Origin of the sequence: Enterococcus sp. AZ009, from assembly GCF_050548785.1 — a bacterium.
In the GTDB taxonomy this organism is placed as follows: domain Bacteria; phylum Bacillota; class Bacilli; order Lactobacillales; family Enterococcaceae; genus Enterococcus_D; species Enterococcus_D entomosocium.
The window spans coordinates 923,018-935,582 of the sequence record NZ_CP172960.1; the positions used below are offsets into that span (position 1 = coordinate 923,018).

Below are 12,565 nucleotides of genomic sequence, written 5' to 3' on the forward strand. Positions count from 1 at the left end.
TAAATTAGTACATTATTCAAATCATTTTGTGTCGTAACCGCTTAATTGAAATACATTTAAACAGGTATTCTTGGAGTCATATTTAGGCTGTTTTTCTAGAAAACCCAATTGATAAAATAATAAAAGATAGATATTTTATTGTTATTGTTATCTATGAAAATAATATACCTAGATCTGTATTGGAAATTTTTTGGGGGTAGATCTTCTTTAAAAACATCACAAATTTTAAATTTACCATAACCAAACACTTTTGAAAAAATATACTCAAGCTCAGCTTTTTTTAGGTAAATAGAAGGAGTACTCTCGAAGAATAAATAAGGTTTATCAAAGACATCATTTACTCTAAGTATTTTATATCTCTCCATACAAACCACCCTTTTTTTGATTTTTCAAATTAATTAAAAAATTTAGTTTTAAATAAACTAAGAGTTTTACCAAAATAAAATATCAAGATGGTATTTATTAATCAAATTTTGTATATAAAAAATAAACAAGGTTCTAGTATCATAATATTTAGTGCAAGCTAATAAATATTTTAATGAGAGATTAACAGAGCATTATAATATGTTTGAAAGCTATCTAATATTTAATTTTTGAATATTTTGTTTTACTAATAGTATCTGAATTTTTAAAGTACTTTTTCTTTATACTTTGATGTTCTATGCCAATAAAATTTAGGATTGGTTAGAAAAAAATGTTTGTTGTCTATAAAATAGAAATTTAATGACTTTGATAAAGAAAATATATTCTAGATTAGTATCCACAGAATATTATAACAAGGTAATTCAGTTTGAAATAGTTGTTTGTATTCGCTTACATTTTATACTAATTAGAACTAAAAATAAAGATAGATAATTTCCTATACTAGCAAGTATTATTTTTAATAATAGCATTTAGTAATGTTGTACTTCAAAAAAAAACATTAATATTTATAGAACGATATACTATAAATTTTAATGTTCTATTAAATACAAACTCATTTATTTAACGATCTGCGTCTCGAGTAAATAAATGAGATGTGTGGAATAGATAAAATAATGAGGCAGAAAAATGAATAGGAATAATGTCTCTCTATATAAAATGGCGATGGATTACTGGAATTTCCCATGTTCTTTCAGGAGTTGATTCACTTTATCTAAGAAATTAAAGGGAAAGTACCATGGACATTAAAGGACGCTCAAAAGATTTTATGTACTGACCCTCCAGAAGTTAGATTTTGGTTTAACTTCTGGGGGTCACTACATTATTGGGGATCATTTGAGGGTCCTTTGTTAGTTGATTCTTCGACATTTAGTGTTGGTATAGATAGATACAACACTAAATGTCGAAGTGCTTTTTATGTTTAATGAAGATAAAAGCTTAATACATAAGAGATTGAATTGTAAGTATCATATAGTCTTCGCCCCAAAGTATCAACTAAAAATGATTTTTGGAAAGTTAAGAATAAGTATTTATCAGATATTAAGAAAATTATTTGAGATGAAAGATGTTGAATTCAATTAAGCTCGTGCAATGTCTGACCACAGTGATAGGTTAGTAAAAATACAGTTTAAGATCAGTATCTCCCGTTTTATGAGCCATCTAAAGGTACGAGGTGAAAACATGCGGATTTAAAATAAAAATATGGAAATAAGGGAATTTCGTCCAAAAGATACCATATGATTACAGATGACGTAAATCAAAAAAACTGAAAAATATATTCGATAACAAGAAGTATTTAATTAGAGATATTATAAGTAAACAAGAGTATGCAGATCCATTTTAATAGTTAAAAAGATATAGGGCTGTGAACGGTTGGGGGTCATTTAAAAAGCACCCGTTTCACGGGGCATTTTACTGGATAATTTCTGCATCAACTTAAATAATTGGGAAAAGAAATAACAGCTACTGCATGGAATACTTTGTTAGATTATACATTTTACAATTATTTTGAAATATAGGTTTTTAGATATTTAAATCCATTAATTTTTTTGATGTGAATTAGCTATAAAAACCTATAGAAGCAAGCCATCCCCATGTTTTATCACTAATTATTGATGGTAACTGAATTACTTTACAGCAAGTAATTTCTTCTCTCGGAGGGAAATTACATACCAAAATATCAATTTTCATATCTTGTAAGACCTTATTAGTAATATTGTCGTCAAAAATAAAATGGGCATTTACGGATGATGGAATGACTTGGTTTGTAATTGCGTTATAATACATTGCATTTGTAGGTGATCCGGTATATGAGAAGAGTACTTCAATACTTTTTTTATAATATAAAGTTAGATGGGAATAAACTAAAAGTGTGGCTTGTACAGCAACATCTTCCGTATATTGCCAACTAAAATACTTGCTTAAGAGATGTGACCAACATTCAAATAACTCTTTGTAAATAACTTTAATTTGTTTTTTTAAAGAGTTATCTACTTTTTGAAAGAGCGGAGATATCTCTGTGAGCAAATCCAAGTTGCAAAAGAGCGCTTGTAAAGAAAACATTAAGTCTGAGTGTTCAGACAATGTAAGGTTATTCATAGAAAAAAATTTAGAAACAACCACTGTATGTTTCGAGAGTCTGTCTTGAAAATTCGATATAAAATAAAACCGTTTATTCTCGTAAATAATTATATCCAACCTTACAATATAAGAGAAAATCAGTTCATCTTCATTATCTATAAGAATATTAAAAAATGAATTACTATTCTTATGAACAATCTTTTTGAAAAAAATATAAGAATCTATACCCATTATTTGCCTTTTCAAACTATTGTTTAAAGATACCATTTTTTGGGCTAAGATTCTTTTAAAAAAAACATATAACCAATTCTTTAGTCTTTGATAATCCAAGTGTAAAGGAGAATGCAAATCTTTTTTTGATTTGACAATAAATTTATCTATCTTTGATGAAAAATATGTATCTTTAATACCTGAAATATTTTGTACATAGTGAAAGAAAAAAATTCGAACATTAACTTCGCTTCCAATTAACTGTAGAGGAGATAAATTTAAATGTATATGGAATGTTTTTAAATATTCTTTTAGAATGTATAGAGCACTTCGGATTGAGGATTGTGACATAAATAATCTTTGTGAATATTCTTCTATCCTAAACGACTTATTATGAAATAGATCATCAATTATTACATATAGTGGATTGTCAGATAACAACTTTTTTAAAGACATATTTAATTTATTCATATTTGAAGTATTTAGCTCAAAAAAATTTTTAGGTTGTTCTTTGATTAGAGGATAATCACCTTCAGTACCTAGACTATTTATTTCAGAAATATCTTTAGTTAAAGTTGCCTGAGAAATAACGTTAGTCTTTTTTAGTTCAGATGCTGATTGTTTTTGAATTGATAGGCTATTTAAGATGTTAACCTTTCTGATAACTGATTTTTTACATATTAATTGATATTCAATATCAGTAATAATCATTATGTGCATCTCCTTCTTCAGGATTTTAAGTAAAAATATATTTTTGATTTTAGATTATGTAATATACTCTGTCAACAATTCAATGGGATATTATGCTAATGATCTGCATCAATTACTACAACTAAATAGTTAAACACAATTAAAATAGTATTTATAAGAAAAAAATTAGCTCTTTTAAAATGAAATAATCTATTATAGCTAAGTTAATATCACTTATGATTAAATGAGGAAAAGTTTAGATATTCTTTAATAAAGCTCATCTACTTAATTTATTCATACATTTTAAATATTTCAAAGTTTTTAAAATAAAAATTATAAATAGATTAACTTTATTTCTTTTCGCAACTTTATTATCATTTTATTTTAATTTTAAAGATGTTAACCAAATGTTTATCACAAAATTTTCCGTTATTATTACTTTAAAAATAAGCTTTTTAAAAAAAATAAAAAAATCCATCTGTTCAAGGTGATCTAGAATGATAGTATAGATTTAGTCCTATTTATATTTTAGATTTACTCAATTTGAGGAGGAGTGATTATTAGATTTGAAAAATTTAAATTGTATTTTTCAAAATAGAATAAAAAAAAGATGGACTATATTTTTAGTTTGCCTCATTCTCATGCTAGGATTTTACTGGTTATTTTTAAGGGCGCAACCAATTCAGGTAACCAGTAGAGAGCTATTACCTGAACTGACGGATGCCCGAGACCGTTCAATCGAAGAAATAGCTCAAGAAGTGGCAGATGCTAATTATTTTACTTTGAATATTAGTCCAGTTGCATACTTTGAAGATGGGGAGAGCGTAGGGGATATTGAAATTATAAATCCAGGAACAAATGTTTACCCGATTTCTGTTGTAATAACACTTGATGAGACGGGAGAAGAAATCTATCAATCTGGTGCGATATATCCGAATCAAGAAATTAGGAAAGCGCGATTAATGAATGTTTTACAAGAAGGAGAGCATTCAGCTACGGCAACAATTGATATATATGATCCAGAAACATCGGAGAAACAAGGATCTACACAAGCAGGATTAATGTTGATAATTAAAAACTAACCAATTGATAATGAAGAGGAGATAAAATCGATGAAAAAAACAATTGCAGTGATTACAACAGGAACTCTTTTAGTTACGGCATTAGGTTTTGCAACACAAGTTAATGCAGAACAAACTATTACTAATGATACGGAAGCTCAAATCCGTGTACGCGGAAGTATTGGAGAGTTCGATTCTACTACACCAGGGCCAGATCCAGAAGATATTAATAAATGGATTAACGTTACTTTACCAACTACAGCAATTTTTTATAGTACTTCTGTTGATAAAACACAATTATCGTCACCAGAATATTCAATTATAAATAATTCTGCACGAGGAGTGTCAGTAAATGTTGCGGGGATTGAACAAGCAAAAGATATTGATATTATTGATAGCCTGAAAATTGGAGAAATTGAATTTATCACCAATGGAGAAGTATCTTTAGAAGAAGAAAGTACTTTATTTACATTGAAGGATAATCAAAGTGACAATAGTGCAGATCGCATAGGAGTATTCAAATTCTCTGGGGAAGCATCAGGAGCATCTAGTTCTGAAGAGGTTAATCCTCATTTCAATGTTGTCTTTAAATTTATTCCTGGTGCAGAGTAGAGAACTACGATATGTATTAAGTCAAACCACAATTGATAATGAAGAGGAGATAAAATCGATGAAAAAAACAATTGCAGTGATTACAACAGGAACTCTTTTAGTTACGGCATTAGGTTTTGCAACACAAGTTAATGCAGAACAAACTATTACTAATGATACGGAAGCTCAAATCCGTGTACGCGGAAGTATTGGAGAGTTCGATTCTACTACACCAGGGCCAGATCCAGAAGATATTAATAAATGGATTAACGTTACTTTACCAACTACAGCAATTTTTTATAGTACTTCTGTTGATAAAACACAATTATCGTCACCAGAATATTCAATTATAAATAATTCTGCACGAGGAGTGTCAGTAAATGTTGCGGGGATTGAACAAGCAAAAGATATTGATATTATTGATAGCCTGAAAATTGGAGAAATTGAATTTATCACCAATGGAGAAGTATCTTTAGAAGAAGAAAGTACTTTATTTACATTGAAGGATAATCAAAGTGACAATAGTGCAGATCGCATAGGAGTATTCAAATTCTCTGGGGAAGCATCAGGAGCATCTAGTTCTGAAGAGGTTAATCCTCATTTCAATGTTGTCTTTAAATTTATTCCTGGTGCAGAGTAGAGAACTACGATATGTATTAAGTCAAACCACAATTGATAATGAAGAGGAGATAAAATCGATGAAAAAAACAATTGCAGTGATTACAACAGGAACTCTTTTGGTTACGGCATTAGGTTTTGCAACACAAGTTAATGCAGAACAAACTATTACTAATGATACGGAAGCTCAAATCCGTGTACGCGGAAGTATTGGAGAGTTCGATTCTACTACACCAGGGCCAGATCCAGAAGATATTAATAAATGGATTAACGTTACTTTACCAACTACAGCAATTTTTTATAGTACTTCTGTTGATAAAACACAATTATCGTCACCAGAATATTCAATTATAAATAATTCTGCACGAGGAGTGTCAGTAAATGTTGCGGGGATTGAACAAGCAAAAGATATTGATATTATTGATAGCCTGAAAATTGGAGAAATTGAATTTATCACCAATGGAGAAGTATCTTTAGAAGAAGAAAGTACTTTATTTACATTGAAGGATAATCAAAGTGACAATAGTGCAGATCGCATAGGAGTATTCAAATTCTCTGGGGAAGCATCAGGAGCATCTAGTTCTGAAGAGGTTAACCCTCATTTCAATGTTGTCTTTAAATTTATTCCTGGTGCAGAGTAGAGAACTACGATATGTATTAAGTCAAACCACAATCGGGAGGAATTAAAATAGCAATGCGACATTATCGATCAGTTCTACTATTAATTTCCATGCTTTTTATTGGGGGAACAACGCATGCGCTAGCAGCAGAGAATCAAAATAGTCTTACAGTTTATGGTCAAATTGGTGTCGTATCAGATACAGTGATATCAGAAACAATAGCTTCAGAAATTTTACCTAAAAGAGAAGTACAGATAATTCTTTCTGGATCGAGCGGACAAATCAGACTTCCACAAACTGGCAGTTTGAATGGATTAACGATGATGGTATTGGGATTGTTACTAATATATAGTTTTTTCTTTCTAAAAAACAAGTATAAAAGCTCACATATTGAATAAACTAGAAGAGAGGAACTGTGTATGTTTTTCCAAAAAGATTCTGGTATACAAAATTACTTAAAGCCGTTTGATGATGCTATGAAGAACGTTGAAGGTCTATATCCTGAACTCTTTCATTACTATAATAGTTTGCAGAAACAGTTATATGGCATAGAGAATAGTGAAGATCTATTTCTGGATAAAGTCAAACTATTGTTAACGATTGATGCAAAAATTCAAATTCTTTTTGAGTCAATTTCTTGGTTAAATGACTGTTTCTCAGAGTATTCTGAAAAAGAATTAATTACTATTATCGAACATGATAGTCAATTTTTTTATCGCGAACGGACTGGGGTGAGCTTGAATTCAGAAGCTCCGTGGTCATTAATATACTTAGGTGAAAGGCAGTTTTTATCTAATAATATATAATGAGGAGGTGACAATAAAATGCCATTAAAGAAAAAAATATTTGTCGGCACTATTGTATTTATGCTTATTTTTTCTATGGATGCAATTCTTCAGTTTTGGGTATTAGCAGAAGCTCAAGAACAGATTGAAAACATAGAGGAAGAGTTATCAGCAGATCAATCTATTACTGAATTTTCAGAAGAGAATCTTGACAATCAAGAATCATCCTATTCTGAATATTCGTTTGAGGAAGACAATACGGATGAATCAAAAGCACAGGATACTGAACGTATGGAAGAAAGCGAATCAAGTGAAGAGCAAATCAATAGTATGCAGGATGAGCGAGAAATTAGCTATGAAAATAAGACGGTAAGAACACATATGATGCCAGCTAGATATTTGTCACCCCAGTGGTATGCTTCCGCATATACAAATGTAGGGTCATTTAACACAACTTGGATATCTCATAGGGTAGCTGAAATTACAATGCAAATTAACGCATATGATATGTTAATGCGTTTAGGGAGAGATGGTTTAGGTTACAAGGTGGGAGACTCTGTCACAGCAAATGGGGATTTATGGCCGAATTTGGGGCCTAATACGTGGCGGGAGTTTAATAATATTTCAGATTACTATGGTCTTGGATTCCAAAGACACAGAGGATGGAATAACGTGGTAAGCGTACCTGCAATAAGCTCAGGAGTTGGTGTAGAGCATGCAATGATGGGATTTGAGATCGCTGGATATTGGGATCCTAGAGTATATAGAACTATTGATGGGGTTCTACAAGTTACGTTACAACATAATTCAGTTCAGTTAGAACGTCTAAAATCGGCTCCATTGACTGATACCAGATGGATACTACATTCTGGAGATCCAAATGTGAGAATGAGTTATCACCACTATCGATGGGGACCAGCGGGAGCCAGGCTAAACGATGAGCTTTCTGTAAATCATTATCATGTTATACACAATAATGGCAGAACAGTTGGGGCATTACCTGCTTGGGATGTAGCAAGGACATTGGTAAATCCACCACAATTGTCAGTTACAGCAAATACAAACAAGGAATTTAAGTTGAATTCTCAACCAGAAGAGATAATAAAAGAACTTGTTAATGTAACCAATACAATGGATGGAGGAAAGTTGGAATATCTTTGGGATTCAGGGGTTCCAGACTTGTCAACGCCGGGGTTAAAAAGCTCAACTATTAGAGTTATTGATCGATTGGGAGATTTTGAGTATTCTTCAAGAGTTAATGTGAATTTTCAAATAGTTGATGAAAGAAATTTTTGGGGCACATCTGAATGGATATTGCACGAAGATGGGAAACTTGAAATTCGAGAAGGACATTTTGATCCATCAAGTTTTAATAACAGACCTACTTGGTATCCATATAGGGATGATATTAAATCCATTGAGTTTGTTGCTAATGTAGAAGCTAACTCATTATCATCATATTTGTTTGCCGATCTTCCAAACTTAAAGGAATTTATCGGTTTAAATCGATTGAATACAAGCAATGTTAAAAATATGAATTATATGTTTAATAACTTACGAGAAATTAAAGAATTAAATTTGGATAGTTTTGATACTAAAAACGTAGAATCTATGGATTATATGTTCAATTATATGTATGGATTAGAAAAATTAGATCTGAGAAGTTTTGATACAAGTAATGTAATAAGCATGGTAGGCCTGTTTCAGGGCATGATTAATTTAAAAGATTTATATATTAGTAATTTTGATACAAGTAATGTGATAAGCATGAATTATATGTTCAGTGGTTTATGGAATATAAGAGACTTGGAAATAAGTAATTTTAATACAAGCAGTGTAGTCAATATGAATTATATGTTCAGCTATTTATATAGTGTGAATCACTTGGACCTTACTAATTTTAATACGAGTAATGTAATAAGTATGAATTATATGTTTGCTGAGTCTTTAATAAAGGAAATAAATTTATCTAGCTTTACCGTAAGTCCAGAAACTACAACTCAGGGAATGTTGATAGGTGCTAGGTATATAGATACACTTCACTTAGGACCATATTTCCGGTTTAATGGCACTGAAGAACTAAGAACGCTGTCAGAAGGAGAAATGTGGAAAGGCGATGTTATAGGGAAAGAATTTAGTACAAGTGAAGATTTTATGTCTAATTTCTATGGAACCGAACAGGCGGATATCTATAGAGTTATTCCTAAATCCATTGAGGTAAAAATACCAGTAGATATGATATTTCGATCAAATATTAATGATTTAACAATCTTGGAATCAAATCAATATCTGATTGAGAATCTCTCTGGATTTTCAATTAACGTAAAGTTAAATTCGATTAAAAATGTAAAAAATTTATCTTCAATAGAATATTTAAAAATAAATGAATCAGTACTCGTTTTAGATGGAAAAGAAAATGTTTTAGAAGATAACTTTCTAATGACGTTACATGCAAACGAGGTTAGGGAACTTTACTTTTCAGGACAAGCTAAAGAAGTTGAAAAAGAAGAAAATCCACAATTTACCATGAGTATGAAGTTTATCCATACTGATTTATAGAATATTTATATTAATAATAGGAGTAAAGTTATATCTGGGATCGAATGAACAAAATTCAATTCCAGATATTTAGCTCGTAGTGATTTTTGCTATTAACGTTATATAGATTTACGAAAATTTTAGGTGTAATGAATTAAAAAATATACCAGAGTTTCATGCTCTAATCTATTATTTTGCTAACAGGCAAAGTAATAGCACTTTATAGTTATAATTAATAAGGTATTGGGTGTCGATCAGCGGAGTATTTTTTCTCTATACCATCTCCTTGTACTTATATTATTCTTTGAGCTCAACAATAACAAACTGTAGAATTGTTTATATATTAATATTATATGTATTGTGTTAACTTTGTAGCGATTACAATTATTCTAATTGATGATTTTCATACAGTTTTTCTAGAGAAATACTAGCAAATATTGCTGTTAATTATGAAAAGTGATAGTTTATCCACTGCTAAACCTAAAATATTGGTTAGTATTAATATGAAATCTTGGTTAGTCATTTTTATCAAAAGATAATTTATTATATATTCAATCCAATTATTAACAAAAAAAGAACAGAGGTAAGAGGAAAAAATGGAAAATTGGAAAGAAAATAAGCTAGTTATACGATTAATGCTTCATATAACTAGCTTGTTATTAGCTTCGATGACTTTATTATTGATTATAAATCAACAACAGCTTATAAAAAATATTGTTGAAAAGTATTTTAAAGTTAATATTCGAACAGCCCTGCTATTTTTAACAGAATCTAATCGAAGAGAACTATTGAGGGAGCAGCTGAGGAATATGAGCATAGAAATCTCAGCTCTTTTTTTTATACAGATATTTTTTTTTGTTTTGGGATTAGTTCTTGTAATTTATTTTTTAATAAAATTAAAGAAAATTGATAGTTGGGGATTCAGTGAGAAGCTAATAATGGTAGGGTGTTTATTTTTAGCAGTATCATCTATAGTAATTTTTATAAAAATTGGTTTAGAATTTTATCAAACTTATATTATAATCGGTCAAAAAATTAACACTATAAGCTATAAAGAACTAAGAGATTTTAAAAATCAAGTTCAAGAAATATTTTTAGGCATTCATTTTTCATTAGAATATTTAGTAACCAATTTTATGTGGTTACTAGAGCAAATATTAAATATACAACAGCATACCCATAGTTTTAGAGAAATCCCTGAATTAGTTATGAGAATGTGGAATCAACTTTTAATTTTAAGACAATGGTTACTTTTTTGTACCTATGTTTCAGGAGGGATTATTTTTGCAGGTAATATAATAGAGGGAGTAAAATTGTTAATAAATTATAAATTTATTCGAATGAAGCTAATTAATAAAAAAAAGAGCAGACATATCGAATTAAATGAGCAACTTACTTTTATTGTTAGTCAGCAAAATAAATTAATAGAGTGTCTTATTGAAATGAATAAAAATTTGAAAGAGTAAAAAAAAGTCTATTCAGTTATTTCCACGATTTAAAACATGCGATCAATGAAGGGTAAGTGTGCTGAAATTAAAAAATTAAAAGTTATCAATATTCATTGAAAATATAAATTTCTTTATGAAATCCTATATCATCGGATATGATCTCTGTCATTTCAATATATTTTATGTCTGTTATTAGATAGCAATCAGAACTTTAGCTAAGTAATAATTATAAGAGACATATTTTACAATATCTACTCAAGAGATAAATAATATGGAAAATAGTTATAGATATTAAGCAGAAAATAAAATATAATTCATTTGTGAAAACGGATTTATTTCTATTTTCTCTTTAGATATTATATAGAAATGAGGGGAAACTATGTTAAGTGAAAGAATGATACAAAATTTTTCTAATCTGGTGAGTATTGACTCTATTTCTAGGAGTGAAGAAAAGGTACATGACTATTTAAAAAAGAAATTTAGAGATTTAGGACTAAAAGTAACAGAAGACAATAGTAAAATAAAAACTAGTTTAGGGGCGAATAATTTAATTGCAACTTTAGAGGGTACTAGTGAGAAAGAACCATTGTTTTTCTCATGTCACACAGATACAGTCTCTCCGGGAGAAGGAATTGAAGTCGTCGAGGAAGATGGAAAACTATTTTCGAAAGGAGATACTATCTTAGGAGCAGATGATAAAGCTGGAATTGCAATTATAATAGAAGCAATTCAACAAATTCAAGAACAAGGGATACCACATGGAAAGGTGGAATTCGTTTTTTCACCAGGGGAAGAAATTGGACTGATTGGTTCTTCGGCTTTGAAGATGGACATGCTTACTGCAACGAATGGCTATGTATTGGATAGCGGTGGAGTAGTTGGTAGAGTAACAATTGCTAGCCCAACCTTGTATATGTATGATGTGACGATATCTGGTGTCGCAGCTCATGCAGGAATTGAACCAGAAAAAGGTATTTCAGCTATTTCTATTTTAGCTGATGCTTTACAAAATATACAAATTGGGCGACTGGATGAGACGACAACAGCTAATATTGGTGTAATTCAAGGTGGAGAATCGACAAATGTTGTTTTAGATCATATGTTAATTAAAGGTGAAGTTCGCTCCGTTGATCCCCAAAAGGCAAACATATTGATTCAGGAAGTATCAAATTATTTCCGTCAAGCAGCTAAAAAGCATGGAGGATCTGTCACAATTGAAATAAAAAGAATGGCTACAGGATTTCATATAAATGACGATGAAAACGTGATGAAGACATTTCTAAAATCTGCGAAAAATTTAGGCTTAGAGGTGGTTCGAGAAGTAAGTGGTGGTGGAAGTGATGCAAATTCTTTCAATGAAAAAGGGAAGAAAGCTGTTAATTTGTCTATAGGATACGAAAAAATTCATACAACAGATGAATACATCCCTGTTGAAGAAATGAAGAAAGCTGTACAATTGGTTATCGAAATAATTAAAAATTCACCCAATAAGATGGAATAAC

The 12,565-nt window shown here is 30.2% G+C and carries 11 protein-coding genes; 10 read left to right on the forward strand and 1 reads right to left on the reverse strand.

Annotation, left to right across the window (positions count from 1 at the left end; genetic code table 11):
• Positions 1-1,422: 1,422 nt before the first annotated feature.
• Positions 1,423-1,503, forward strand: coding sequence for a hypothetical protein (locus IGJ74_RS04225; RefSeq protein ID WP_430608756.1), 81 nt, complete (start codon positions 1,423-1,425; stop codon positions 1,501-1,503).
• Positions 1,504-1,980: 477 nt separating this feature from the next.
• On the opposite strand, the gene IGJ74_RS04230 is transcribed toward IGJ74_RS04225, so the two are convergent.
• Positions 1,981-3,423, reverse strand: a complete 1,443-nt coding sequence (locus tag IGJ74_RS04230; RefSeq protein ID WP_420699105.1) for a helix-turn-helix domain-containing protein — start codon at positions 3,421-3,423, stop codon at positions 1,981-1,983.
• A 545-nt stretch (positions 3,424-3,968) separates the two neighbouring features.
• Between IGJ74_RS04230 and IGJ74_RS04235 the strand changes: the two genes are divergently transcribed.
• The 9 genes from IGJ74_RS04235 to IGJ74_RS04275 all read left to right on the forward strand — a co-directional run bounded on the left by IGJ74_RS04235 (position 3,969) and on the right by IGJ74_RS04275 (position 12,564).
• Positions 3,969-4,484, forward strand: coding sequence for a hypothetical protein (locus IGJ74_RS04235; RefSeq protein WP_420699107.1), 516 nt, complete (start codon positions 3,969-3,971; stop codon positions 4,482-4,484).
• Between the two features lie 30 nt (positions 4,485-4,514).
• The gene (locus IGJ74_RS04240) at positions 4,515-5,075 is read left to right on the forward strand and encodes a hypothetical protein (protein ID WP_430608689.1); all 561 of its coding nucleotides are present in this window, start codon (positions 4,515-4,517) and stop codon (positions 5,073-5,075) included.
• Positions 5,076-5,133: 58 nt separating this feature from the next.
• Positions 5,134-5,694, forward strand: a complete 561-nt coding sequence (locus IGJ74_RS04245) for a hypothetical protein (RefSeq protein ID WP_430608689.1) — start codon at positions 5,134-5,136, stop codon at positions 5,692-5,694.
• Between the two features lie 58 nt (positions 5,695-5,752).
• The gene (locus IGJ74_RS04250; protein ID WP_430608689.1) at positions 5,753-6,313 is read left to right on the forward strand and encodes a hypothetical protein; all 561 of its coding nucleotides are present in this window, start codon (positions 5,753-5,755) and stop codon (positions 6,311-6,313) included.
• Positions 6,314-6,366: 53 nt separating this feature from the next.
• On the forward strand, positions 6,367-6,690 hold the full coding sequence (locus IGJ74_RS04255) for an LPXTG cell wall anchor domain-containing protein (RefSeq protein ID WP_218193618.1): 324 nt from the start codon (positions 6,367-6,369) through the stop codon (positions 6,688-6,690).
• Between the two features lie 21 nt (positions 6,691-6,711).
• The gene (locus IGJ74_RS04260; protein ID WP_218193619.1) at positions 6,712-7,098 is read left to right on the forward strand and encodes a DUF7006 family protein; all 387 of its coding nucleotides are present in this window, start codon (positions 6,712-6,714) and stop codon (positions 7,096-7,098) included.
• Between the two features lie 18 nt (positions 7,099-7,116).
• Complete coding sequence (locus IGJ74_RS04265) at positions 7,117-9,636, forward strand: BspA family leucine-rich repeat surface protein (protein WP_430608690.1); 2,520 nt, start codon at positions 7,117-7,119, stop codon at positions 9,634-9,636.
• 575 nt (positions 9,637-10,211) lie between these two features.
• Positions 10,212-11,081, forward strand: a complete 870-nt coding sequence (locus tag IGJ74_RS04270; protein ID WP_430608691.1) for a hypothetical protein — start codon at positions 10,212-10,214, stop codon at positions 11,079-11,081.
• Between the two features lie 361 nt (positions 11,082-11,442).
• Positions 11,443-12,564, forward strand: a complete 1,122-nt coding sequence (locus IGJ74_RS04275) for a M20/M25/M40 family metallo-hydrolase (RefSeq protein ID WP_218193592.1) — start codon at positions 11,443-11,445, stop codon at positions 12,562-12,564.
• Position 12,565 lies beyond the last annotated feature (1 nt).